Here is a 23,922-nt window from a genome sequence, read left to right as displayed (position 1 = left end):
GCGCTGACCGGATTGCGGTTGAGTTCCGTGGCGGCAAGCGTCGGAGCGCGGTCTTTGAGGCTTGCTGTGAGTCTTTGCCATAGCGCCGTTTCCTTTTCCGTTCGGCTTAGACTACTGTCCTCGACGCCTTCGCCAGAAGTCGCGGGCACTTGCCGACTGGGCCCACATGGTGAATCCGGCCGCTGCCGCAACAGTGATTATCAGTAGCACCAAAATCATGTGTCTCACCGTATTTCCTTTATGGAGCGGCCGATGTCGGCTAGAACCTCGGCCGGCATTCAGGCGTAGTCGATTGCTTTGCTGCCGGAGTCAGCCCCCGCTTCCTCCGTAGTCTGCCAATACGTCGAGTCCTACGTCAGTCGCACAGCCACCGGCAAACGCGGCTACAGCGTCAACCCCGTTTTCAGTAGCACCCGTAACGGTTCCGGCAGCAGCGATTTCAGGGCCACCCTTGACACAGGACTGCTCGTATCTCGCCCAGTCGGTCAGTCCGTCGGGCTCGATGCGGTTGACGGGGGCGCCTTCGGCATTGAGGTAGGGGGTCTGTTCCTGGCCGGAGGGGTCGGGCTGGGTGAAGCGGCCGACGTTGGCGTCGTAGTAGTGGGCCTGGAGGTGGAACAGGCCGGTGGGGTCCTGGTAGTTGCCGGCGAACCGGAAGGGCTGGGCGACCGGTTCGGTCGACTGGGCGAGCAGGCGGACGCCGCGGGGGCTGTAGGTGTAGGTGTCGACCTTGTTGCCGTCGACATCCACCAGCCGATGACCGGGCCGATGGCGTCGGTGAGGTAGTAATAGGCCTTGCTCCCGGTCGTCATGGAGTTCAACTTGCCCTCGGGCTCACGGTTGAAGCCATGTCCACGCCGGCGGTCGTCTTGGCGGACAGTCCGAGAGGGTCGTTGTGGAAGACGGTGTCTACCAGACGGATGCGTTCGCTCTGGTCGGTGGAGCCGTACTGCCCCCGTATGTCTTGCCGTTGACCGTGACCGACGACATCTGGGGGTGGTCGGCCCAGGTCTCACCGGTGCGGGGTGTAGTCGTCGGTGGAGGCGCCCGCGGTCTTGTTGCCGACGGTGGCGGCGTTGGTGCCGTAGCCGTAGGTGTAACCGACGTCGACCAGGGTGCCCTCGGCGGAGGTCACCTTGGAAGTGGTCGGGGCGTGGCGGGCGGGGCGGTCATCGAGCACCTCATGCGGAGGCTTGTGGCAGCCCAGCGATCGATCGCTGATCCGTCCCCACGGCGGCTGACCCGTGTCGTTCGCCGCCGCAGGGGTACCCGGAGGGGCCAGACAAGCAAACGTCGCAAGCATGACTGCTCTACGGGTCGGTCGCCTTGCGGCTTGCTGGACAGGGGAGTTGAACATCATGCGCATTGCGTTTCTCACGGCATCCGAGGGAGTCGAGCAGGTCGAACTCACCGAGCCCTGGAAGGCGGCCCGCGACGCGGGTCATGAGCCCGTTCTGGTGTCGACGAAACCGGGCGAGGTACAGGCGTTCCATCATCTAGACAAGGCGGACACTTTCCCGGTGGACGAGGTGGTCGGCGATGTCGGCGCGGATTCCTTCGGTGGACTGGTCCTGCCGGGCGGTGTCGCCAATCCCGACTTGCTGCGGATGGACGACCAGGCCGTGGCGCTTGTGAAGGAGTTCTTCGAGCAGGGCCGGCCCGTCGCCGCGATCTGTCACGCGCCGTGGACGCTCGTCGAAGCCGACGTCGTGCGTGGTCGTGAACTGACCTCCTGGCCAAGCCTGCGAACGGATATCCGTAATGCGGGCGGCACTTGGGTGGACGAGCAGGTGAAGGTGTGCAGTCACGGATCTAACAAGCTCGTCACCAGCCGTAAGCCAGACGACCTGAAGGCGTTTTGTGAAACCGCCCTCGAGGTGTTTGTCGGCTGATCAGCGGCAGTACGCGGCTGGCCGAGTCGGCGAGTGCAACGTGACGGTCGGGTCATCAGCATGATCGAGGCCTAACGGGATACCCGGGTTGCTCCGGTGCGTGGTCAGCGTCGTCCGGCAGCCCTCTGGGCTGCCGGGTTCTGCTGCACGATCCGGTGACATCTTGACCTGGCTTGCTGAGAGGCGGCCTGGAAGGATGTTGCAGTGCCCAAGCCGTATCCGAAGGAGTTCCGCGAGGACGTTGTGCGGGTCGCGCGTAACCGAGAGCCCGGCGTCTGCGTGACTTTCAGGAGCTGTGGGAGCGCCGGGCACGTGGCACTCCCGGTCTTCGTCAGATGGGTTGGGGGCGGCCGAAGAGAAGGAGGTAGCCGACGGGGAGCTGAGGCAGGATCTGCCTTGGCCGCTCTTCGCCTGCCGTGTCGGCAACGGTGGCCGGCACGGCGCTGACGTCCCTCGTCGCGGTCTGCTCGGTGGCGCCCTCGATCCAGGTGGCGGTCGCGCGGACGAATAGCTCGGGGGGAAGCGGCTCGGCGCTCTCCAGCGGGTTGAGCAGGATCATGCTGAAGCTTTCCGGCAGGGCGTGCCGCATGCTGGGCTCGGACCCTGCCGATCAGGTGGGTGCCGAGCAGGGCGAGCACGACGCGCGCCGCACGCTCGGCCTACTCCGCGATGTCGTATTCGCCGCGTTCCTTCACATGGTCGAGGAACACTTTCCGTCGCAAGGTCGTCAGCCGCCGCCCCTTGGTGTTGTCGGTTCGACAGGAGGTGCGGAGGCCGGGGAGGGGGAGTTCGGATGGGCCGTCCTCCGCACCGGTTCCGGACTGGTCAGCCGGAGATCTCCTTGCGGCCGGAGCCGGTACCGATGGAGACCTTGCGGGGCTTGGCGCGCTCCGCGATCGGGATGCGCAGGGTGAGAACGCCGGCCTCGTAGTCGGCCTGGATGCGCTCGGTGTCGAGGGTGTCGGCGAGCATGATCTGGCGGGAGAAGACGCCCAGCAGCCGCTCGGACAGCTCCATTTTGACGTTGTCGGCCTTGGCCGTCGGCCGTCGCTCGGCCTTGACGGTCAGCATGTTCCGTTCGACGTCGATGTCGATCGCGTCCGCGGTCACGCCGGGGACATCGAAGGCCACCACGTACTCGTCACCCTCGCGGTAGGCGTCCATCGGCATCACCGACGGCTTCGACCAGGTACCCGGACCCACCAGCTGCTGCGCCATCCGGTCCAGCTCACGGAAGGGGTCAGTGCGCATCAACATCGTGAAACACCTCCAGCAGGTTCGAACGGTTGCTGCCAATGCGCTGCACAGACCCTGTTGTAACATGTCATCCAGTGGATGACAAACATGTCGTCGTCAATCTGATGACACTCCGAAGGAGGTGCCCGTGACCGCGCCCCATCAGCCGCCCGCGCCCGGTAGCGAGGCCCGCGGTCCTGCGTCCTTCATGGCTGCCGCGGCAGCCCTGGTGGCCATGGACGACGCGTTGCGCGACGCCCAGAACGACACTTCCGACGCCCTCGGGCCCGGCCCCGAGCAGGCTCTGGCCTCCCTCATGTTGCTGCGGCAGGTGCGTGAGCAGCTCGCCGGCTGGGAGACCGGTCTGATCGAAACCGCCCGCGATGCAGGCGCCAGCTGGGCAGAGCTTGCCCATCCCCTCGGTGTCGCCAGCCGCCAAGCTGCCGAACGCCGCTACCTGCGCGGCCGGCCCGGCCCCGCCGGTACCACCGGAGAGCAGCGTGTGCAGGCCACCCGCGAACGCCGTGCCGCTGACCGCACCGTCGCCACCTGGGCCCGAGCCAACGCAGCCGACCTGCGTCGCCTCGCCGGACAGATCACCGCTCTCGCCCACCTCACGCCCGAAGCGCGCTCGGCACAGGCCGCCCTGCACACCGCTCTCGGCGCCGCGGACGCCGCCGAGCTCATCGCGCCCCTGGCCGGCATGCGTCCCCACCTCGACGCCCGCCACACCGCTCTCGTCGACTCCCTGGACGTCCTCGAAGCCCACCGCACGACGACAGCCTCCGACGAAGACTGACCCGCACACGCAGAGCCATCCTCCGTCCGCGGTGCGCACCGCCTGCGCGTCACGCCGACGAGGCCCCTGCCCGAGGCTCATCCGTATATCTGACCTTCCGCTGAAAGGAACCAGCATGCCCAGCAGCGTCGAGACGCTGGAATTCCAGGCCGAGACCCGCCAGTTGCTCCGGCTGGTGATTCACTCGATCTACTCGAACAAGGACATCTTCTTGCGCGAGCTGATCTCGAACGCCTCCGACGCCCTGGACAAATTGCGGCTGGCATCACTGACCGATGCCGGCCTCACCGAGAACGGCATCACTGACCTGCATATCTCGCTGGAGGTCGACAGGGATGCACGCACCTTGACCGTCCGGGACAACGGCATCGGCATGACCCGAGATGATCTCGTGGAGCTGATCGGCACGATCGCCAAGTCCGGCACCGCCGCCCTCCTGGAGAAGATCAAGGAGTCCAAGGACGCCGCGACCGCGGAGAGTCTGATCGGGCAGTTCGGCGTCGGCTTCTACTCGGCGTTCATGGTCGCCGACAAGGTCACCGTGCACACCCGGCGGGCCGGCACCGACTCCGGTACCCAGTGGGAGTCCGACGGCGAGGGCTCCTACACCATCCAGGCCGCCGCCGACCTCCCCGTCGGCACCTCGGTCACCCTGCACCTCAAGCCCGCCGACAGCGAGGACGGACTTGCCGACTACCTCTCCGAATCGAAGATCCGACAGATCGTCAAGCGCTACTCGGACTTCATCCGCTGGCCGATCCGCATGGCCACCGAGCGGACCGATGCCGACGGCGAAGCCACCTCCGCCCTCGACACGCTCAACTCGATGAAGGCGCTGTGGGCCCGGCCTCGAAGCGAGGTGACCGAGGACGAGTACAACGAGTTCTACCAGCAGATCAGCCACGACTGGCTGCCCCCGGCGGATACGATCCACATGCGCGCCGAAGGCACCTTCGAATACGAGGCGCTGCTCTTCATCCCAGAACAGGCCCCCTTCGACCTGTACTCCCGCGAGTCCAAGTCCGGCGTGCAGCTGTACGTCAAGCGGGTGTTCATCATGGACGACTGCGAAGCGCTCATGCCCAACTACCTGCGCTTCGTGAAGGGCGTCGTGGACGCCCACGACCTGTCGCTGAACGTCTCCCGCGAGCTCCTCCAGCACGACCGCCAGATCCAAGGCGTACGCCGACGCCTGGTAAAGAAGGTCCTCGGCGCACTCAAGGACATGCAGGCCAAGGACGCCGAGCGCTACACGAAGGTTTGGGCCCAGTTCGGCCGAGCACTGAAGGAGGGCCTGCTCGAGGACACCGACAACACCGAGGCCCTGCTGGAGCTGGTGTCGGCCGCCTCCACCCACGACCAGGAGAAGACCACCACACTGCGCGAGTACGTCGAGCGCATGAAGGAAGGTCAGGACACCATCTACTACCTGACCGGCGAGACCCGCGCCATGGTCGAGAACTCCCCCCACATGGAAGCCTTCGCCGCCAAGGGCTACGAGGTGCTCATCCTCACCGACCCCATCGACGAGGTATGGGTCGACCAGGTCCCCGCATTCGACGGCCACCGCCTGCAGTCCATCGCCAAGGGCCAGGTCGACCTCGACGACACCGCCGACGGCGGAACGGAAACCGAAGCCGACAAGGCCCAGCGCGAGCAGGACTTCGCCGCCCTGCTGCCCTGGCTGACCACCACCCTGTCCGACCACGTCAAGCAGGTACGCCTGTCAGCACGCCTGACAACCTCGGCAGCCTGCATCGTCGGCGACGCCCACGACGTCACACCCACCCTGGAAAAGATGTACCGGGCCATGGGCCAGCAGATGCCCACCGTCAAAAGGATCCTGGAACTCAACCCCACACACCCCCTGATCACCGCACTTCGCACCGCACACCACGCAGACGCCGAAGCCCCCGCTCTGACGGAGATCGCCGAGCTGATCTACGGCAGCGCTCTGCTCGCCGAAGGAGGCGACCTGCCCGACCCGGCCCGCTTCACCCGGCTCCTCACTGACCACCTGACCCGCACCCTGTAACCACAGAAGCAGCCCCGCACAGAGGAACCGTCTGTTCCGGCTTTCCGGTCGGAGCGCTGGAGCAGACGGCGCGACCTTGACCGCTGCCAGGTGGACCATTTCCCCGCGCTTGCCGAATCCGCCCAGGCCATCTGCCCTGGGCGGGATCATGGGACGGCGGGGCGGGTGCACATCGGGTCGTCATACGCTGGCGAGATCGGCGTCCGCAACGGTTCGTGGGCGCCCATCCGCCAGGCGAAAGAGCTTCGCCGCATGAAGCGGCGATCTCGGGGTGTCCCAGGCTCATGTGCTGCGTTGGTCGTGGGTGTCCTGGCGGAGCTGTTCGGTGTGCCGCGTGAGGGTGTCGATGCGTTCGGCGAGGCCGGCGTCTTCGGGCCGTAGGTACGCGCGCGTGGCGGTCAGCGGGCGGACGAGGCGGGCAGGGTCGTTATCGGCGAGTGCCAGGTTCAGCTCGCCGACCGCGTCCTGGGCATTCTCGGGCAGGTCGGTGAGGGCGGTGATCTGTCCGGCGAGGCGGCGCAGGTCCGCTGCGTTGTCGCGGGCCCATGCGGTGACGGTGCGGTCCGCGGCACGTGAATTACGGGTGGCCTGGACACGCTCCTCACCGGTGGAGCCAGGCGTGCCGGGGCGCAGTCGCAGGTAGCGGCGCTCGGCGGCCTGGCGGCTGGAGACGCCAAGGGGGCCTGCGAGGTCGGCCCAGCTGGCTCCCTGCCCGCGGGCGGTTTCGATCAGTCCGCTCTCCCAGCCGGCGAGCTGTTCGCGGACCTCGCGCAACGTCAGCAGGGCCGCCAGGGCAGGGCGCGGGCCCGCGTCAGCCGGGGGCGGCTCCGCGTTCTCTCTCCGGGCGGCGGATCGCTGTGCGTCTTTCAAGGACTGGTTGATCGCTTCCAGCGCCGCGGAGGCGGCGAGAAAGGAGACCGGCGCGGCCGGTGCAGGGGCTTCATCCATGGAGCTCTCCGTATCGCGTCATCCTCCAGATGACTCGGCGCTTGTCATCGCTTGGATGACATGTTACAACGGTGGCACGTTGAAGCGCATTGGCAGTTTCTGCCTGAACCAACTGGAGGTGTTTCGCGATGTTGATGCGCACCGACCCGTTCCGCGAGATGGACCGGATCGTCCAGCAGCTAGCGGGTACGTCGGGGACCTGGTCGAAGCCGTCGGTGATGCCGATGGACGCCTACCGCGACGGAGACGCGTACGTGATCGCGTTCGACCTGCCGGGTGTGAACACCGAGGCGATCGACATCGACGTCGAGCGGAACATGCTGACCGTGAAGGCGGAGCGCCGCCCGGCCCTGAAGGCCGACTCCGTGAAGATGGAACTGGCCGAGCGCCCGCTGGGTGTCTTCTCCCGTCAGATCATGCTGGCCGACACCCTGGACACCGAGCACATCGAGGCGGACTACGACGCGGGTGTCCTGACCCTGCGGATCCCGATCGCCGAGCGCGCCAAGCCCCGCAAGATCAGCATCCGCGCCGACGCCGGCCCCAAGCAGATCTCCGCCTGACGCGCACCCGTAGCCAGCGGCGGGCGGGGAAGCGCCGATCCCCCTCCGGCACCCGCCCTCCGCCCCCTTCTTTGACCTGCTTCACCCCTCTTTCCGGAGGTGATGTCGATGTCGATGCGCAGGGAGTCGTTCCTGGCCCATGTGCAGGAACGCGGCGAGTACGAAACCGCTGAGGAAGCCGACCGCGTCGCCCGTGTCGTCCTGGCCCTGCTCGGCGCCCATCTGGTCGGCACGGTGCGGGCCGAGCTCGCCGCCCGGCTCCCGGAGACCTACGCCCTGATCCTCCTCAACCCACTGCAGGCTGCCGAACCGCTTTCCCCCGAACGGTTCGTCCGGGCGACCGCGGCCTGGATCGAGGGCGCCACCGAGGAGACCGCCCTGTGGGACATCGGAGCGGTCCTGTCCACCGCGGCCGCCACCGCAGGCGATGTTCTCACCCGCGAGGCCCTTCTCCAGCTCCCGCCCGGCTACGACCTCCTCTTCGGCCATCCCCAGCCCGCCTGACCGGCAAGTCCACCTGACCGCCACCGGCCCACGGCCGGGGCCCCGCACAGAAAGAAAACGCAGCCATGTACGACCAGCCTCGAGCGAACGCCTCCCAGCCGGCCATGACGTTCGACCAGATGCTGGAACGCGTGCGCTATGAAGGCGCCTACCCCACCCGCGAACGCGCCGCCGAAGCCGTCCACCAGGTCCTGTCCGCCCTCGGCCGCCAGCTCACCGGCGACGAACGCGTCGACCTCGCCCAGGTGCTCCCCGTCGAAGCCGCCCTCGCCCTGACCGCCCAGATCCCCGAGACCGAGCACCTCACCGGCTGGGGCTTCGTCAAGGACCTGGCAGCCCGCGCCGGTGTGAGCCCGGCTGTCGCCCGCTGGGACACCGGCGCCGTACTCGCCGTCGTCACCCGACTGACGGGCCCCGACCTCCTCGCCCGCATCCTCGGCCAGCTCCCCGACGACTACGCCCTCCTCTTCGGCCAGGCACAGCTGCGCCGCCCCGAGCCCGCCGCCGCCTGACCGGTGCCCCGGCAACCCGGTACAAGATAAACGGTCCGGGACCGCTGCTGCGGTCCCGGACCCGTCGCCTGAGGCGGAGCCTCAGTGCTTGAAGGCGCCCTTGATCCCTCCAAGGCCCGGCGGGCATGTCCCTTGGCATGCTCGTCCTGGGCTCGGCCGTCTGCCCACCAGGCACAGGTGATCACTGCCTGCTCAGGAGAAGGCGTTGCAGCGCTGCTTACGGCCGCTCGGCGCCTTCCTGAACGAACAGGTGCCATCGCGTGGCCGGCGGCCCGGCCGTGTCAGGCCGGTTGCTTCAGCACGTCGTCGGCGTGGGGCAGTTCCTGGATGCGGGCGGCTGTCCATTCCAGCGGTAGGAGAGGGCGCAGAGGGCAGGCAGGCGGGGTGCGGTCGTGGTCCACCCTCCAAGTGGGCAGGGAGGCGGCACCGTCTTTGGTGGCCACGGCGTAGAAGGTGCCGGAGCAGCCTTGGCACACCAGCGAAGCGTGGATCACGAGGGGGCCTTTCTGCTCCGGCCAATTCGGCTTGCTCTTCCCATGATCGGCCTCATCTCATCAAAACGATTCTTCCGCTTCTGGGACACCCGCCGTGTCCAGGCGATCTGTGTTTTGGCTGCTCCCGGGGCACGGCTGCATAGTCCAGGAGGGGTGCCTCTGCAGGGCGCCGCCTCGACCATTCAAGAGGCGACGGGCCGATCTTCGGCCTCTCTTCGCGACCCGTGTCTGACCTTCGTTCGCCAGGTCGCGGTCGTCCAGGTATCCGGAAGTGACCCTTCAGAGTCCCTGGGTCGGCCCAAGGGCCTGCTCGGCGGTTGCACGAAGGCGGTGGTGGCCCTGGCAGTGGGGTAGCCGGGGCCACCCGAGGCAGGGCCGGCTCGAGGAACGTCTCGTGGGCTTCAACGAGGTCGGCTCATCCGGAGAGCATCGCCGTACGGGCGGCGGGCTCTATCGGGGCAGGAGGGCGCGTACGGTCTTGCCGCCTGTGGGGGCCTCGGTGACACGGGTGGTGCGGGAGAGGCGGTTGACCATGGGCCAGCCGAAGCCGCCGGTGCCGCGGTTCAGGTCGGGGGTCCGCATTCGCGGCGCCTGCTGGCTCGGGTCGTGGACGGCCACCTCGATGCTGTCCGGGTAGGCGGTCAGGTTCAGGGTGCAGGCGCCGCCGGCGTGGAGCAGGGCGTTGGTGACCAGTTCCGAGACGACCAGGATCACGCTGTCGGCGGCCTCGGCCCCGAGCGGGGGGACCAGGACCTCGAGGAAGTCTCGGGTTCGCTGAAGAGCGCCAGCGGTAGTGGCGGTGGGGCACGCGGCGCCTACGTGGACGCTCATCATGTTCATCGCCTGCCCCCGGCTCCCTGAGGTGCCCCACCGGGGCTCGCCCGTGCCGTGCTTGTGCCCCGTCCGGGGGAGGACAACCCTGCGGCCACCTTCCATGCTCCTCGGCGGCGCTGTTCGGCATCGAATACCTCATCCGCGATTCTCCGTAAATCTATGTTGGCCGAGGTAGACATTGGATGGTGGTGGCGGTATGGTTCTTCTCGTAGCCCGAAGAGATCGAAGGGCCCGGCAGAGATGAACTGTCGGGCAGCAAGACCCGTAGTTGCAGTGCGCATGACGGTACGGTGACGGAGTTTCGAAGCCAGGTTGGTTGCAGGACGGCGACGGGACTGGTCACCGGACCGGGCGGCCCGCAGTGATCAGGGGCCGCCGCAGGCAGTACCAGCAGTTGACGCAGTGGTTGCAGTACCCAGCAGTGAAGTCAGTGAGCAGCACCTCGGTGAAGGCGTCGGCTGCGGGCGCGCGCACCGGGAAGTCCGGCAGTGGGGTTCCAAGCCAGAGCAGATGCACGATGGGCGACTGGGCTGTCTGCCGGAAATGTGGCGCTGGGTGAGGCCACGAGCAGGATGCAGTACAAGTAGTTGGCAGTACCCGTTGGTAAAGCAGTTGATCACCGAGGGAAGAACGGAGGAACGAGGCGCCATCAGGATCGCCCGGGAGGAAGCAGATCCCGGGTACCGCAGGACATCGATAGTGAGGTGGTCTCCGGTCAAGCAACCGCGATCCCCGCAGCCCCGACAGCATTCCGGTCGAGGCGGCGGACACAGAAGGCCGACGCACGATCAGGGTCGGCAGATGGTGTAGCAGTTCCTTCGGGGCCCTGGCGCGATAGGCGCCAGGGCCCCTCCGCGCGTTTCGAGAGAGGTTCCATGACAGCACCCGATCCGACAGGCCCGCTCGACGGCCACCTGGACGACGACGACTACCCCGCCTACACCATGGGCCGGGCCGCCGAAATGCTCGGCACCACCCAGGGCTTCCTCCGCGCCATCGGCGAAGCCCGCCTCATCACCCCGCTCCGCTCCGCCGGCGGACACCGCCGCTACTCCCGCTACCAGCTCAGAATCGCCGCCCGGGCCCGGGAACTCGTCGACCAGGGCACCCCCATCGAGGCCGCCTGCCGGATCATCATCCTCGAGGACCAGCTCGAAGAAGCCCAGCGGCTCAACGCCGAATACCGCCGCGCCGCAAAGGAGTATCCGGCCGCCCCCTGAAACGTCCGGCCGCCAGGTGCCGACACAGCGGTACTACTGTGACGCGGCCTCTCCGCTCTGCTGACAGGGTGTGTCTGCGTGTACCGTCTGGGTTAGTACTCCAGTGCGGTTTCGTGATCTATCCAGCAGGTTCGTCGGCGGAACGTCGTCGGTAGTGGCTGCGATGGGCTATTTGCTGGTGTTGTCGCCGCCAGTTGGACCAGTGCAGCAGCTTCGCCGCTGACGCGGCTGGGGGGGTTGAAGACGGTGGCGAGTAGGTGTCGAATCTCCGGCACGGTGAGCGTGACCAGGCCGTGGCTGCCGGTGGGGTGGGCCGGTTGAGCGGGTTGCTCGGGGGCTGAGCTGGCGGTGAGGGCGGTCAGGAAGGCCAGGGCGAGCATGGCGAGGGTGATGTGCCGGTGCCAGGAGGTCCAGTGTCTGACCTGGTAGTGGTCGAGTCCGACCTGGCTCTTGGCGGCCTGGAAGCACTCCTCGACGCTTCAGCGGACACCGGCGACGCGGACCAGCTCCGCAAGAGTGACCGTGGCGGGTGACCAGCACAGGTAGAAGGCGAGTTCGCCGGTCGTGCGGTTGCGGCGGATCAGCAGATGGCGGTGGCTGTCGCTGCCGGTGTGGACCCAGGCCCAGTCGTAGTAGCGCGGGCCTTTCGCACCGGCTCCGGCGCTGTGCCGCTGCCAGGCGGTGGCGGGCAGGCGCTCGGCGACGGTGTCCGCGCGGACGGGGGTGCGGCCGTGGTTGATCCGCACCCGCGTCGAGCATGCAACAGCCATCACATAGCCGGTGCCGCGGGCTTCCAGGGCGGCGCGAAGCTGCGGGTCCTGCCCGTAGGCTTCGTCGCCGGTCACCCACCGTGCCTTCACCCCGGCATCCAGCGCGGCGGCGATCATCTCCCAGGCCAGGCGGGGCTTGGTCGCGAACTGGATCTTTTCGGGTATCCCGGCAGCGTGGCGGCGCTCGGCGTCAGCGCACCAGGAGTGCTCGGGCAGGTAGAGCCTGCGGTCGATCAGCGTCCGCCCCCGGCGGGTGGCGTAGGCGAGGAAGACCCCGACCTGGGAGTTCTCGATGCGTCCCGCGGTGCCGGTGTACTGGCGCTGCACTCCCGCCGAGGCGTGGCCCTTCTTCACGAAACCGGTCTCGTCCACGATCAGGACACCACCGTCGGCGCTGAGGTGTTCGACGGCATAGGCGCGGATGTCGTCACGGACGGTATCGGCGTCCCAGCGGGCATAACGCAGCAGCCGCTGCATCGGCCCCGGCCGGACGTGTCCGGCCTGTTCGGCCAGCTGCCAGCAGTTCTTCCGCTCCGCCTTCGACAGCAGCCCGAGCAGATAGGCGCGGGCACTCGCCCTCGGTTCAACTCGGCCGAACCGGCCCGCGATCCGGGCCATGGCCTGGTCGAACATCGCCCGCCAGCGGGCAGGGTCTACGCTATGGCCCGCGGCCACCGCACGATCTTCGTTTGTCCACACACCAACCGATGATCACGCGGTGGCCGTACCCGTCTCGGCAGGGTACGGCCGCAAGATCGCGAAACCAGACTGGAGTACTAGCCGCCCTCGGCGTCCTCGACGAAGCCCTCACCCTCGACCTGCGGCGCCCCCAGGACTACTTCCACCGCACCTGGAGCACTGCCTTCCGGGCCCGAGACCTTGCCGCGCTGCAGGCCCCCGACTCGGATGCGACAGGGCAGCCATGAGCACTTCACGCACTGCCGCGGCCATCCGAGCCCGCCGCCAAGCCGCTCAGGAGATGCTCGAACGCGTCCAGACCGCCCTGGCGGCCATGGCGCGCGACCATACGCCTGTCACCGTCGCAGCCCTTGCCCGTACCGCCCGCGTTTCACGCACCTTCCTCTATCAAAACCAGCAAGCCAGAGCCCTGATCGAGCAGGCCACCCGAACAAGCAGATCCCATCCCCGAGTCTCCAGCAGCGGCAGCCGCGCCCAGCCTGCCTGGAGAGAACGTGCACTCAACGCCGAGGACGCACTCGCCCAAGCGCACCGCGAAATCCGCACCCAGCGCACCCACATCGCAGAACTCCTCGGCAAGGTCCCCCCGACCTCGAACACGATCTCCCCGAAGGCTCAATTCAGCGAATCGTCGCCGAGAACACCAGCCTGAAGCAGCACGTACGACAGCTCACCCAGGACAGCCAGCGCCTCCGAGAGCGTCTGGCCGGCGCCCGCCAGAACAATCGCTTCCTGGACAAACGCGTCGCCGATCTTGAAGCCCAACTCGCGCCGTATCTCACCGCTCCACCTCCGCCACTATGACTGCGCCTCAGTGCATCGCCAGATGAGGACGGCACGCTTGCTCGGTCATCAGGCCCATTCGATGCCGAGTTCGGTGAGTGCGGCGTGCTGCTCCGCGGTGAGTTTGTCTCGCCTCGCGCGGGTGTTGGAGATCCATACGCCGAGCTTGTGCTGGTGTTCCTGGCCTTCGGTGACGACGGTTTCGACGTGTCCTCTTGGTACTGCCTTGTGGGTGCCCTCGCGCTGGACCCACTGGGTGAGGGCCGCGAGGCCGCGTTGGAAGGCTGCTGCCTTCTCGGAGGCCTTCGTCCTCTCGGTGGAGGCCGGGGCAGGCCGTTCGGCGGGTTTCACGCCCAGTGCTGAGAGTCTGCGCTGCTGCTCCTCGGTGAGCTGGAAGTACTCGCGGGTCTGTCGTTGGAACCATCGTCCGAGGTCGTCGCCGTCCATGAGGACGCCGGGTGCGATGTCGGGCAGCACCCCGCCAGGTTCGTCGGCGGCGAGGTGGGCGAGCACCTTGTGGTGGCGTTGCCAGTCGAGGGGCCAGGGGCAGTTCCAGTCCTCATCGATGGCGGTGAGCTGTTCCGCGCGTGCGGCGGCACGTTCGGGGTCTTTGCCGAGGCCGGTCTTGCGGCGGAGGTTGGCGAGGAGCTGTCCGATGGCCAGTTGTTCGCCGTCCCCCTCGCCTTCGCCCCACACCGCGTTCTGGCGGGGTGCGAGGTGTCCGGTGGCGCGTCGGTAGGAGCGGAGTGCGGCGAGTTTGTTCTCCCAGGCTTCGTCGCCGGGCTCCCACACCATCCCGGCCTCGTCGAGCAGCGTCTTGCGGTGCTGGTCGAGTTCGCCCGCGCGGTAGGTGCGCCGCTGCTGGTGGACCCACCGCCCCAGCGGGAACGCCTCGGTGACGCCGGCCTTGGTTTCGGTGTCGTAGGGCACGGCGTGCAGGCCGGTGATGTGGTTGTCCTGCCGCCAGCGCAGCAGGGCCTGATAACCCTCCAGCCACACCAACGACTCGGGCCGGTAGACCCGGGTGCGAAGGAACGCCGCGATCGTCGCCGCATCTCTTGGGGTGGAGAAGTGCAGCAGCGCTGACTCCACCGGGCCCTCGGCCTCGTCCTGCCCGCTCTCTCCTTCGGACGTGGTGGCGATGATCCGCCCGTCCTCATCCCGTTTCACGTGCACCTGCCGCTGCCCGCTGCTCAGGGCCCGGCTGGCGAGTTGTTCGACGAGGCGTTCCGAGTGTGAGCGCAGGCCCTGGAGGACCGCTACCAGGGGCGCGAACGAGGCGGAGGCGACCATGTCGGTCGGGTCCTCGCCGGGTTGCAGGAAGACGGGCACGATGATCCGGGCGGTCTTGGCCGTGCCGTCGGGGTTCGGGCGCAGCGCCCGGCCGATGTTCTGGACGATCTCGACCTGGGAGCCGCGGGTGTCGGCGAAGCACACCGCCTCCACGCCCCGCTCGCCGACGATGTCGACACCTTCGCCGAGCACCCGGACGGAAGCGAGGAAGCCCCGGTGTACGCGGCGGTCCGCGGCATCGATGCCATTGGCGAACTGGCGCAGGACCTCCCGGCGTTCGGCGACGAGGTGGTCGCCGCACAGCCATGCCGACCACACCCGCTCCGGGGGCACGTGGCGGCCGGCCTCCAACTGGTAGAACTCCGCGTCGATCGACGACTTCGCCAGGGCGTCCGCGTCGGCCAGGGCCTCGTCGGAGACCTCAGCGGCGTACAGCTCGGCGGCCGTCTGCGTGCGATCTCTCGGTTTTGGGACAGTGAGGTGAGAGACAGCGAGGCTCGGGTGCGTTGTTGCTGGTCGTGGGTTGTTTCGGGGAATGGGGTCACTGTCTTGGGCGTGAGAGAACCGTGGGGTATTGCTGTCCTGGGGCGTTATCGCGGGAGGGGTGACGCTGTCTCAGTTTCGTGAGTTCTGATCCGCTGGCCGATCGGTGTTGGTGTGCTCGGGAGTGTGCATCAGAGAGAGCAGGACCCGGCCCTGGAAGGGACGGGTGGTGGTTCGAGTGGGGTTTTGCCGGCTGCGTCGGTTCGGGCGTTGCGGGGATTGGCGGTGCGCCGTTTGCTGGCTCTGCGTCGGGAGGGGAAGCTCACCACCACGCGGGTGAGGTCGGCGGCGGACGTGCTGGGGGTGCGGGAGCGTGCGGTGTGGCGGTGGCTGGCGGCTGCGGAGCGGGACGAGGCTGCGGCTCGGGCACCGGGGGAGCGGGCCGCGTATCCCGGGCGGTTCACGGTTACTGATGAGGTCCGGGCTCTGCTGGCCTTGTGGAAGGGCAACGTCGCGGCGGTTCATCGTGAGTTGGCCGCTCGCGCGGCCAGGGGCGAGGGGGATCCGCCTCCCTCGATCCCGACGCTGCACCGGGCGATCCGCCGGGACCTGACGCCGGGGGAGCGGGCCGGGCTCGCGGGTGGTGAGCGGGCGGCTCGTAAGCATGATGTGTTCCTGGCCCGGCCACGGGGCTGGCGCAACCACGTGTGGGAGACCGACCACATGCAGGCCCCAGTCCTGGTCGACGTCGACGGCCATGCCCGCAGGCCGTGGATCACCTGGTTCACCGACTGCTCGACGAACGCGATCACCGGCGTCGCGGTCACGCCGGTGCATCCCTCCCGGGAGTCGGTGCTGGCCGCGCTGCGCTCCGCGGTCCTGCGCGAGGACCCCTACGGCCCGTTCGGCGGCCTGCCCGAGAAGGTACGCGTCGACCGAGGCAAGGACTTCCTGTCGAGGACGGTGACCGCAGCGTTCGATCTCCTGGACGTGACGGTGGAGGACCTGCCCGCCTACACCCCCCATCTCAAGGGCACCGTGGAGGGCCTCAACAGGGCGGTGGAGAGCATGTTCCTGGCCGCGCTGCCCGGCTACGCCCGCCAGCCGCGCCCTGGCAAACGGGCTTCTCGCTCGAAAGATGAAGTGCTGCTCAGTTTCGAGGACTTCACCGCCCGGCTGCTTGCCTGGACCGTCTGGTGGAACACCGAGCACCGTCCCGCGCCGTTGCGGGGCAAGACCCCACTTGAGGCGTGGCAGGACGATCCCACCCCGCTGCGGGACGTGCCAGCCGCAGATCTGTGGACATTCACCCTGGAGGACGCCGGCACCCGCACGCTCACCACCCGCGGTATCCGCTTCAGGAAACGTGACTACGTGGGGCCGTGGATGACCGGTCAGTCCGGGATCCAGGTCCGGGTCCGTTTCATGCCCCACCACGATCACCGGATCGAGGTCTACCATGCGGCCACCGGCCGCTACCTGGGTCCCGCGGACCTGGCCGACCAGGCCACCGAGGAACAGGTCAGCGCGGTACGGCGAGCCCGGGCCGCCCGCAGCCGCCGCCTGAAGAAGGACCTCGAAGCTTCCCAGCACGAGCGCTACGCTGCCGCCACCCAGGCCGAGCCCCCTCGACGGCTCGGCGCACTGACCGGTGCACAGGCCGACGCCGAACTCGCCCGGAGTGCCGGCACCAGCCTGTCGCAGCTTGCGCTGCCGGACGTCATCCCGCCCGCCGCACCCCCGGCCGACTGGCGCACCCCTGCTTCCCTGGCTGCGCTGACCACGGCAGGCCGGCCCGCCCCGCTTCCGTCCAGCCGTGACTCCGCCCCTGCAGTCCCGGACGCCCCGGCAGGGCGGGGCGCACCTTCCACCCCCGACGAAGACGGAGACGCCTCGTGACCGCGGCGACCTATCAGTACGTCGACCTGCCCGATGCGTCCGTGGTCACCACCCGCGCCCTGCTCACCGCGCGGGAGAACATCGGCGATACGGTCGCTGCCCGCGCGATGATGTGCATCCATGGCGGCGCCGGCTTCGGCAAGACCCTCGCCGTCAACACCTGCCTGCGCGCACTCGAACCCGGCGAAGACATCCGCAAGATCACCTTCCGGGCCCGTCCCACGGCCCGCGCGGTGCGCTACGAACTGTTCACCGCTCTCGACCTGACCGGCGAGCCACCGCGCCACCCCAGCGAATTCGACCGCCTGCTGAAGACCGCCCTGGCCGAACGCCCCCGTACCTTCCTCGTCGACGAGGCCCAGTGGCTCAACGGGGAGGCGTTCGAATACTTCCGCTATCTGTGGGACGAGCCCTCCACCCAGCTCGCGATCATTTTCGTCGGTGGCGCGGGCTGCCACACCGTACTGCGCCGCGAACCGATGCTGTCCTCCCGTGTCTTCATCTGGCAGCAGTTCACCCGCCTCACCCCCGACGAGGTCCTCGAGGTGATCCCGCTGTTCCACCCGGTCTGGGCCGACGCCGACCCCGAGGACATCACGTTCGCCGACAGCCATGCCGCGCACGGCAACTTCCGCGCCTGGGCCCAGCTGACCGCCCACACCCGCACCGCCCTGGCACGCACCGGCCGCCCCCGCGTCGACCGAGAGCTGCTGCGCTGGTCCTTCAGCCGCCTCGCCTGACCACACCGTCCATGCCTCCCGCCCCGCCGCTGCCGTCCGTCACCGTGGTTTTCGACCGTCATGACGACACGCTGCACACGCACACCGCTTTGGCCGCCCACCATCCGCCGTCCGGACGGATCACCCTGCACCCAGGCCCGGGCACCACCAGCGAGACCGGCCTCGCCCACGACCTCCTCGCCGCCCTGGGGAAACCGCCCCTGCTCCCGGGCCGCTTTCCCGGCGGCCGTCAGCCCGCCTGGGAAGCCGCCACGGCCTGGATGACCGCCCTGCCCGTCACCCGGCTGACCGTCCTGCGCGCTCACCGCCTCACTGCCCGCCGCACGATGCGCCTTCTGCAGCTACAGGCCCGCACCGGTATCCACCTGACCCTGGTCTGCCACCGCCCACACCTTCCCGCCGCTCTGCACCAGGCTCTGCGGACGGCCGACTACTCCGTCACCGCCGACATCGAATCTGCCCGCCGCCACTACTACGGCACGCCTGTCGCCGAACCCCCGCCTCCAGACGAGCCCGCCGCGCCGGCCAGCCGGTGGCTCACCCTGCCGGCACTGGATCGCCTCGTCTCCTACGACAGCCCCCGTCCCTGCGCCGACCCGTGCACGCCACCGCTGATCGCCTGGCGGCACCGCCCGCCGCCCGTGCCTCTCACCGCGCCCACCGCTCAGCGCGTCGCCCGCCGGCTGCACGCGGCGACCGCACATCCCAGCCTGGCCGCGGCTGTCGCCGTTGCTCTGTTCACCGGCGCCTCTCATCAACAACTTGCCACCGCCTGCCCCCGCGACTACGACGCCGTCGCGGCCACGCTCGCCCTGCACGACCGCGCCCGTTACACCGACGGCTGCGCCGCCTACCCCGTACCGCCCTGGGCGGGCGTCTTCCTTAGGGCCGCGGCCCGCTTCACCCGACTCGTATCCGGAGAGGACCAGGAACTGCTTGCCGCGCCAGGCGACCGGGGGCACCTGCTGCGTGTGGCGGAGACGGCCAGGTTGCGCCCGCCTCAGCCTCCCGCGGGCCGTCGCAAAGGCCCGGTCGGCCGGGTGGAGTGGGACTGGCACGAGCGGCAGGAAGCTGAGAGGTATGAAGCGATGCCGGCCAGCCGCGCGGCTTCTCACGACACTGAACCCCCTTGACACGGCCGCTCGAAGAGGCAGGCTTAGCCGATCGAGAAGTCAGCGAACTCAACGTCGCTGAAGGCAATGTGCAGACCGTGGGCGCGGTGGCCCCATTCGCGAAAGTAGGCGTGCCCCAGCGCGCGGGCCAATATCACCGTCTGCAGCTGCTCGCCCGCGCCGGCATCCCGAGCGGCAAACAGTTCCCGGGCCACCTCTCCCGGCAGGTACTGGGTGATCCACCGCACCCGCGGATCGTCCGACGAGCCTGCAGGCGCCACGAACCCGAACCGCGCCCTGGTGTGGAATACGAAACCGTCCGCTTCCGCCCTGGCCCGCTGGCGCACACGGACCCGGGGCTGCCAGCGAGCCCTGACGACCTCATCGATCCTCCTTGTGTGTGCTGCGCTGGGACGCCGTCGCATTTCCGGCCGATCAGTGAGCCACCGCTGCACGGTGCGCTGTGAAACGCCCAGAAGGCGCGCCATCTTCTTCGTGGAACCCTTCTCGGCCCTTATGAGGAAACGCAATGCCGAGGCGCCTGTAGGCACCGGGCGTGTTAGCAGCGCTCGCTCAATCCCGTCACTGATCTTCCCCACTGCTCTCCCCGGCGCTTGACCCTACTGCTGTCTGCGCTGCCATACCTCCCACAGACACGGCCACCCACGATTGAGATCCGCCGTACAGGGAACACCGCGGGCAAACCTGGGCTACGGGCCCAACGGGAAACAGGGACGGCGACGGGCAGAGGGCTTGCCCTCACCTCCCGCTTGCGATTTACAGCGCTGACAGGCGAACAGCGGCTCGCTACGCCCAGTCCACACCCAGCGCTGCGAGGGCGGCGAGTTGGTCGGCGGTGAGTTTGTCGCATCTCGCTCGGACGTTCGATACCCATACGCCCAGTTTCACGATCACCGGTTCCGTTTCGCCGTAGACCCTGATCTGTTCGCTGTGGCTGCGCGGTACCGGCCGGCCTGCGCCTTCCCGTTCGATCCACTGAGCAAGAGCGGCGAGGCCGCGCTGGAAGGCTTGCTGTGCCTTGCTCGGGCCCTTCGTCGAACGCGGGGCAGCCGGGGCGGGAGACGGGGCCTCACGCGGCTTGATGCCCAGCTGGGACAGCCGCTGCTGCTGCTCGACGGACAGCTGCTTCCAGGTGCCCGGTTTGCGTTGCTGCTGGAGCCATCGTCCGATGTCGTCGCCGTCGAAGGTCACGCCGGGTGTGATGTCGGGCAGCACCCCGCCAGGTTCGTCGGCGGCGAGGTCTGCGAGCACTCGGTAGTGGCGCTGCCAGTTCAACGGCCACGGGCAGTTCCAGTCGGGGTCGATTGAGGCCAGCTGCTGCGCGCGCATGGCGGCTCGCTTCGGGTCCTTGCCGAGGCCGCCTTTGCGGCGGAGGTTGGCCATGTGCTGTCCGATGGGCACCATCGCCTCGCCCTCGCCCCACACCGTGTCCTGGCGGGGTGCGAGGTGTCCGGTGGCTCGCCGGTAGGACCGCAGCGCGGCGAGCTTGGCCTCCCAGGCTTCCTCGCCCGGCTCCCAGACCATGCCGGCCTCCGGTAGGTCGAGCAGGGTCTTGCGCCGGTCCTCCAGTTCCCCGGCCCGCAGCGCTTTGCGCTGCTGGTGGACCCACCGCCCGAGCGGGAACGCCTTGGTGACGCCGGCCTCGGTCTCGGTGTCGTACGGGACGGCGTGGACGCCCGTGATCTTGTTCTCCGCCCGCCAGCGTTGCAGGGCCTGGTAGCCCTGCAGCCACACCAACGACTCGGGCCGGTAGACCCGGGTGCGCAGGAACGCCGCGATCGTCGCCGCGTCCCGCGGGCTGGAGAAGTGCAGCAACGCCGACTCGCGGGCAGCGCCTGTACCACCCTGCTCCCGGCCGGCGCCGTCGTCCTCGTCGCCCGCCCCGCTGCCGGGGCTGGCAGCGATGATGCGCCCGTCCTCGTCACGCTGGACGTGGACTGTGCGTCTGCCGCTGGTGAGGGCGCGGGAGGCGAGCTGCTCGACCAGGCGCTCATCATGAGAGCGCAGGCCCTGGAGGACCGCGACCAGGGGGCGGAACGAGGCGCTGGCGACCATGTCCGTGGGGTCCTCGTTCGGCTCCAGAAAGACCGGCACGATGATCCGCGCGACCTTCGTGGTGCCGTCCCGGTTGAGGCGGAGCGCGCGGCCGATGTTCTGCACGATCTCCACCTGGGAGCCGCGGGTGTCCGCGAAGCACACGGCCTCGACTCCGCGCTCGCCGGTGATGTCCACGCCTTCCCCGAGGACGCGGCAGCTTGCCAGGAACGCCCGGTGGACGCGGTGTCCGGTCGCGTCGATGCCGCCTGCGAACTGGCGCAGCACCTCACGCCGCTCGGTGACGAGGTGGTCGCCGCACAGCCACGCCGACCACACCCGGTCCGGCGGGACATGGCGGCCGGCCTCGAGCTCATAGAACTCCGCGTCGATCGAGGACTTCGGCAGCTTGCCCGCGGCGGCCAAGCCGTCGCCAGTGGCGTCGCCTGCGTACAGTTCGGCTGCCGTCTGCGGCAGTTTCTCCGCGAACGCCACGGCCTCCTCCACCCTTTGGTGGAAGGTCATGACCGTACGCAAGTTGTACGCCGCGGAGTGCTCCAGGAGCGCGGTCTGCAAAAGCGCCAGACGCCGCCCCCGCCGCGCCTCCTCCGATTCCCCGAGGACGGGGGAGGGGTCGCGGATCTCCAGCACGTCGATCTCGAACCCGGCGAGGATGCCCCGCTCGATCGCCTCCGAGAGCCCGAGGTCGGCCAACCACGGCCCGTAGGTGCCGGAGTCCTGCCCCATCGATGCCAGCTCCAGCTCCTGGCCGCCAGCGCCCTTCTGCGGCCGGGGCGAGGCGAGGATGCGCGGGGTGGCGGTGAGGTAGAGCCGGAAGTCGGCGGGGATCCGCTGGTTGTCGTGGATCGCGGCCCAGGGTCTGCCGAGATCACCTGCGGTCGAGTGGGCTTCGTCCACGATCGCGAGGTCGAAGCCTGCCATCTGCTGGCCGTAGAGCCGCTCCCCGCCCGCCAGAGCGGCCTCCAACGGCCCGCGCACCGTCCGCCGGCCCGAAGGGTCTTCCGGGTCTTCGCGGTCCACGAGGGAGGCGTACGTGGCGAACACGACCACCGGCCCGGACCCCGCCCACAAGGCGAGCTGGATCGGGTTGGTGGTGGTGCGCACCCCCAGCTCGCCCAGCACCGGGTCGTTCTCCAGCGAGCACACCGCGACCATCGGGGCCCGGTGGCCCACCAGGCGCCATGCCTGGGCGGTCTGCACGAGCAGGTCCAGGGTCGGCACGGTGACGAGGATCCGCCCGCCGTGGAAGCACTCCAGCGCGCACGCGGCCGCTGTGATGGTCTTGCCCGATCCGGTCGCGGACACGATCGTCCCCCGCAGCCCCTCCGGGACTACAGATGATCTTGCAGGGAATCCAACCCACTTCCGGAATTTCGATTTCTGTTCCATCTGGTGTTCGCGGAGCTGGATCAAAAGAGTTCTCCGGGCTCGGGAAGGACTTGCTCGACGGAAGCAATGCAGGATCCGGAGCGTTGGTAGAGGCCGCCGTCTTTTCCGTGGATCGCCCAGGCTCGCTCGGCCGCTCCTTCGGGGGAGGCGGCCATCAGGTGGACGGTGGGGGCGGGTATGTCCGGGCGGGAGCGGCCGGTGGTGGGCCGGCCATCGATCCGGTAGACGCGATGACGCGAGATCTCCGGAACTGCGCGCCCGGACCGCTCAGCCTGGGCCACGTCTGCCATCAACCGCTGCAATCGCTGCTCTTCATAGCGGACGGCACGCGAGTCACAGGAAGGCACGTACGCGGCCATCCGCTCCCTGTCCATGAGAGCGGCGATCCTTTCCCACTGAAGGCGCCGCAGCTCCGCGATGAACAGCTCACTCAAGTGATGCGGTTCCACAGGACCCACCCGTGCGCGCTCGGCGCGTTCCTGCGCCAGGCGTACCTGCGCGGCCACCTGGTGCCGATCGGCTCCGGCGGCTTTCGCGATCACCCCGGGTCTGGTGAGTTCATGCGGAAGGTACTCGTAGATCAACACGCGGACTGCTTCCTACCGGGTGTCCCTAGATTACGCCAAGGCTACATGCTGCATCACATGAAGATGCAGAGATGCAGCTCCCGATACAGGCCCCGACGATGAGCCCTTCCGCAAGATCCTTCCCCCCTGATGTTCCAGCCGCTCCGGGGTACACGGCCCTGCATGGCACCGAAGACCGAGCGCATCCAGTTCCTGCGGGCCGTGCGGCAGCTGCACCGTGTCCGTTCCTTCTACGCTGTAGGCGCCCTGCTGTGGGCGGTGTCCGCCGCCTGGACCGGCTGGCAGGAGCCGGGGAGTCGACAGATGTGGGTATCCGTCCTCCTCCTGGCCGTCTTCACCAGCCTCCTCGCCACCGCGGGCCTGTCCCTGCGGCGCCTCGCAGTTCCCGCTACAGGCCGGCCTGCGCATCACGCTGCCCCGCACAAGGCGGCAAGCACCCGCCCCACCCCCGCCTGAACTTCGGGCGTACCACTCATGCCTGCGGGAGCGGTTGCCGGGCATACGGGCTTCACTTCCTATGAGAGGGGCTTGTCATGCTCGGCATAGTCGCGGCAGTGCTGTTCTTCGTGTCGTTCCTCATCAACGCGACCGAGATCAGTACCAATCACACGTTCTCGTCAGTCAACGTCATGCTCCTGGGCCTGACGGCACTGGCTCTGCACGTAGCGGGAATCGGCAGCACCTGGCACCGCAGACGCTGACCAGGCATCAGCACCCTCCGCTCTTGCTGCTGCTCGGACCGAAGGTCCGTTGGCCGGCCCCGCATAGCGGGGCCGGCCCCGCTATGACGCGAAGCGTCACCCGGTGACCGGAGCGCAGCGCAGGCACCGGGTGGGGGCGTAGCCCCCACCGTTCCGGGAGCGCAGCGAACGGAACGTCACCCCGCCTGCGCAGCAGGCGGGGTGCACTGACCGCGCAGCGGTCAGCAGCGCTCACGCGGAGCGGGAGCGCAACCCCCGCGCGCAGCGCGGGGGTTCGCTTGCATCGCGCGCAGCGGCCGGCCAGGAATTCCGCCTCCACCAGGCGCCGCTCGTCGAAGTCCTGGGTGGAGTTG

Annotated in this window: 23 protein-coding genes and 3 pseudogenes; 13 read left to right on the top strand and 13 right to left on the bottom strand. The window is 68.6% G+C overall.

Translation table 11 applies throughout. The features are described from left to right. Positions 1-309 precede the first annotated feature (309 nt). A pseudogene (locus tag AB0C59_RS33205) lies at positions 310-1,063 on the bottom strand (RHS repeat-associated core domain-containing protein); the annotation flags it as partial. Between the two features lie 295 nt (positions 1,064-1,358). Here AB0C59_RS33205 and AB0C59_RS33200 point away from each other — a divergent pair. Beyond that, entirely contained in the window at positions 1,359-1,892 is a 534-nt protein-coding gene (locus AB0C59_RS33200; RefSeq protein ID WP_363011291.1) for a type 1 glutamine amidotransferase domain-containing protein, read from the top strand. A gap of 331 nt (positions 1,893-2,223) precedes the next feature. On the opposite strand, the pseudogene AB0C59_RS33195 reads toward AB0C59_RS33200, so the two are convergent. Beyond that, positions 2,224-2,623, bottom strand: a pseudogene (locus AB0C59_RS33195) (DUF2267 domain-containing protein). Positions 2,624-2,717: 94 nt separating this feature from the next. Next, positions 2,718-3,149 carry an Hsp20/alpha crystallin family protein gene (locus AB0C59_RS33190; RefSeq protein ID WP_363011289.1) on the bottom strand — a complete coding sequence of 144 codons (432 nt, stop codon included), beginning with the start codon at positions 3,147-3,149 and terminating at the stop codon, positions 2,718-2,720. A gap of 127 nt (positions 3,150-3,276) precedes the next feature. Here AB0C59_RS33190 and AB0C59_RS33185 point away from each other — a divergent pair, with 127 nt between their 5' ends. Beyond that, positions 3,277-3,927 (top strand): type III effector protein, encoded by a 651-nt coding sequence (locus AB0C59_RS33185; RefSeq protein ID WP_363011287.1) that lies wholly within the window; start codon positions 3,277-3,279, stop codon positions 3,925-3,927. 115 nt (positions 3,928-4,042) lie between these two features. Continuing rightward, positions 4,043-5,962, top strand: a complete 1,920-nt coding sequence (htpG, locus tag AB0C59_RS33180; protein ID WP_363011285.1) for a molecular chaperone HtpG — start codon at positions 4,043-4,045, stop codon at positions 5,960-5,962. A 282-nt stretch (positions 5,963-6,244) separates the two neighbouring features. On the opposite strand, the gene AB0C59_RS33175 is transcribed toward htpG, so the two are convergent. Continuing rightward, positions 6,245-6,910, bottom strand: coding sequence for an HSP18 transcriptional regulator (locus AB0C59_RS33175; RefSeq protein WP_363011283.1), 666 nt, complete (start codon positions 6,908-6,910; stop codon positions 6,245-6,247). Between the two features lie 128 nt (positions 6,911-7,038). Here AB0C59_RS33175 and AB0C59_RS33170 point away from each other — a divergent pair, with 128 nt between their 5' ends. From AB0C59_RS33170 to AB0C59_RS33160, 3 genes are all read left to right on the top strand, one after another. Further along, the gene (locus tag AB0C59_RS33170; protein ID WP_363011281.1) at positions 7,039-7,473 is read left to right on the top strand and encodes an Hsp20/alpha crystallin family protein; all 435 of its coding nucleotides are present in this window, start codon (positions 7,039-7,041) and stop codon (positions 7,471-7,473) included. Positions 7,474-7,581: 108 nt separating this feature from the next. Continuing rightward, on the top strand, positions 7,582-7,977 hold the full coding sequence (locus AB0C59_RS33165; protein ID WP_363011279.1) for a DUF2267 domain-containing protein: 396 nt from the start codon (positions 7,582-7,584) through the stop codon (positions 7,975-7,977). 65 nt (positions 7,978-8,042) lie between these two features. Then, complete coding sequence (locus AB0C59_RS33160; protein ID WP_363011277.1) at positions 8,043-8,489, top strand: DUF2267 domain-containing protein; 447 nt, start codon at positions 8,043-8,045, stop codon at positions 8,487-8,489. A gap of 281 nt (positions 8,490-8,770) precedes the next feature. On the opposite strand, the gene AB0C59_RS33155 is transcribed toward AB0C59_RS33160, so the two are convergent. The 3 genes from AB0C59_RS33155 to AB0C59_RS33145 all read right to left on the bottom strand — a co-directional run bounded on the left by AB0C59_RS33155 (position 8,771) and on the right by AB0C59_RS33145 (position 10,333). Beyond that, on the bottom strand, positions 8,771-8,932 hold the full coding sequence (locus tag AB0C59_RS33155) for a hypothetical protein (RefSeq protein WP_363011275.1): 162 nt from the start codon (positions 8,930-8,932) through the stop codon (positions 8,771-8,773). Positions 8,933-9,433: 501 nt separating this feature from the next. Then, complete coding sequence (locus AB0C59_RS33150) at positions 9,434-9,823, bottom strand: ATP-binding protein (protein WP_363011273.1); 390 nt, start codon at positions 9,821-9,823, stop codon at positions 9,434-9,436. A gap of 333 nt (positions 9,824-10,156) precedes the next feature. Beyond that, entirely contained in the window at positions 10,157-10,333 is a 177-nt protein-coding gene (locus tag AB0C59_RS33145) for a hypothetical protein (RefSeq protein WP_363011271.1), read from the bottom strand. A 359-nt stretch (positions 10,334-10,692) separates the two neighbouring features. Between AB0C59_RS33145 and AB0C59_RS33140 the strand changes: the two genes are divergently transcribed. Continuing rightward, positions 10,693-11,037 carry a MerR family transcriptional regulator gene (locus AB0C59_RS33140; protein ID WP_363011269.1) on the top strand — a complete coding sequence of 115 codons (345 nt, stop codon included), beginning with the start codon at positions 10,693-10,695 and terminating at the stop codon, positions 11,035-11,037. A 118-nt stretch (positions 11,038-11,155) separates the two neighbouring features. On the opposite strand, the pseudogene AB0C59_RS33135 reads toward AB0C59_RS33140, so the two are convergent. Then, a pseudogene (locus tag AB0C59_RS33135) lies at positions 11,156-12,425 on the bottom strand (IS701 family transposase). Positions 12,426-12,786: 361 nt separating this feature from the next. Here AB0C59_RS33135 and AB0C59_RS33130 point away from each other — a divergent pair. After that, a complete protein-coding gene (locus AB0C59_RS33130) occupies positions 12,787-13,158 on the top strand; it encodes a DUF6262 family protein (protein ID WP_363011267.1) in 372 nt (123 codons plus the stop codon). Here AB0C59_RS33130 and AB0C59_RS33125 read toward each other — a convergent pair. Next, positions 13,122-13,271, bottom strand: coding sequence for a hypothetical protein (locus AB0C59_RS33125; protein WP_363011265.1), 150 nt, complete (start codon positions 13,269-13,271; stop codon positions 13,122-13,124). The two genes, AB0C59_RS33130 and AB0C59_RS33125, sit on opposite strands and share 37 nt — an antisense overlap. Before the next feature lie 87 nt (positions 13,272-13,358). Continuing rightward, positions 13,359-14,933 (bottom strand): Helicase associated domain protein, encoded by a 1,575-nt coding sequence (locus AB0C59_RS33120; protein ID WP_363011263.1) that lies wholly within the window; start codon positions 14,931-14,933, stop codon positions 13,359-13,361. 417 nt (positions 14,934-15,350) lie between these two features. Here AB0C59_RS33120 and AB0C59_RS33115 point away from each other — a divergent pair, with 417 nt between their 5' ends. From AB0C59_RS33115 to AB0C59_RS33105, 3 genes are read left to right on the top strand one after another with little or no spacing between them, the layout of a single operon-like run. Continuing rightward, complete coding sequence (locus tag AB0C59_RS33115) at positions 15,351-16,964, top strand: Mu transposase C-terminal domain-containing protein (RefSeq protein WP_363011261.1); 1,614 nt, start codon at positions 15,351-15,353, stop codon at positions 16,962-16,964. Further along, the gene (locus AB0C59_RS33110) at positions 16,961-17,704 is read left to right on the top strand and encodes an ATP-binding protein (protein WP_363011259.1); all 744 of its coding nucleotides are present in this window, start codon (positions 16,961-16,963) and stop codon (positions 17,702-17,704) included. The genes AB0C59_RS33115 and AB0C59_RS33110 overlap by 4 nt, the downstream gene beginning before the upstream one ends. An 11-nt stretch (positions 17,705-17,715) precedes the next feature. Then, positions 17,716-18,837, top strand: coding sequence for a hypothetical protein (locus AB0C59_RS33105; RefSeq protein WP_363011257.1), 1,122 nt, complete (start codon positions 17,716-17,718; stop codon positions 18,835-18,837). 23 nt (positions 18,838-18,860) lie between these two features. Here the strand turns inward: AB0C59_RS33105 and AB0C59_RS33100 are convergent, their stop codons facing one another. The 3 genes from AB0C59_RS33100 to AB0C59_RS33090 all read right to left on the bottom strand — a co-directional run bounded on the left by AB0C59_RS33100 (position 18,861) and on the right by AB0C59_RS33090 (position 22,868). Beyond that, positions 18,861-19,064 carry a terminal protein Tpg-like protein gene (locus AB0C59_RS33100; RefSeq protein ID WP_363011255.1) on the bottom strand — a complete coding sequence of 68 codons (204 nt, stop codon included), beginning with the start codon at positions 19,062-19,064 and terminating at the stop codon, positions 18,861-18,863. 559 nt (positions 19,065-19,623) lie between these two features. Beyond that, positions 19,624-22,305, bottom strand: a complete 2,682-nt coding sequence (locus AB0C59_RS33095) for a Helicase associated domain protein (protein WP_363011253.1) — start codon at positions 22,303-22,305, stop codon at positions 19,624-19,626. Beyond that, a complete protein-coding gene (locus AB0C59_RS33090) occupies positions 22,302-22,868 on the bottom strand; it encodes a hypothetical protein (protein ID WP_363011252.1) in 567 nt (188 codons plus the stop codon). The genes AB0C59_RS33095 and AB0C59_RS33090 overlap by 4 nt, the downstream gene beginning before the upstream one ends. A 162-nt stretch (positions 22,869-23,030) precedes the next feature. On the opposite strand from AB0C59_RS33090, the gene AB0C59_RS33085 reads away from it, so the two are divergent. After that, entirely contained in the window at positions 23,031-23,324 is a 294-nt protein-coding gene (locus tag AB0C59_RS33085; RefSeq protein ID WP_363011250.1) for a hypothetical protein, read from the top strand. A 77-nt stretch (positions 23,325-23,401) separates the two neighbouring features. After that, positions 23,402-23,569, top strand: a complete 168-nt coding sequence (locus AB0C59_RS33080) for a hypothetical protein (RefSeq protein ID WP_363011248.1) — start codon at positions 23,402-23,404, stop codon at positions 23,567-23,569. Positions 23,570-23,922: the final 353 nt, after the last annotated feature.

The organism is Streptomyces sp. NPDC048664 (assembly GCF_040650555.1).
Taxonomy (GTDB): domain Bacteria; phylum Actinomycetota; class Actinomycetes; order Streptomycetales; family Streptomycetaceae; genus Streptomyces.
Note: the sequence above shows the minus strand (reverse complement) of the source record. Positions and strands in the feature narration are given on the sequence as shown.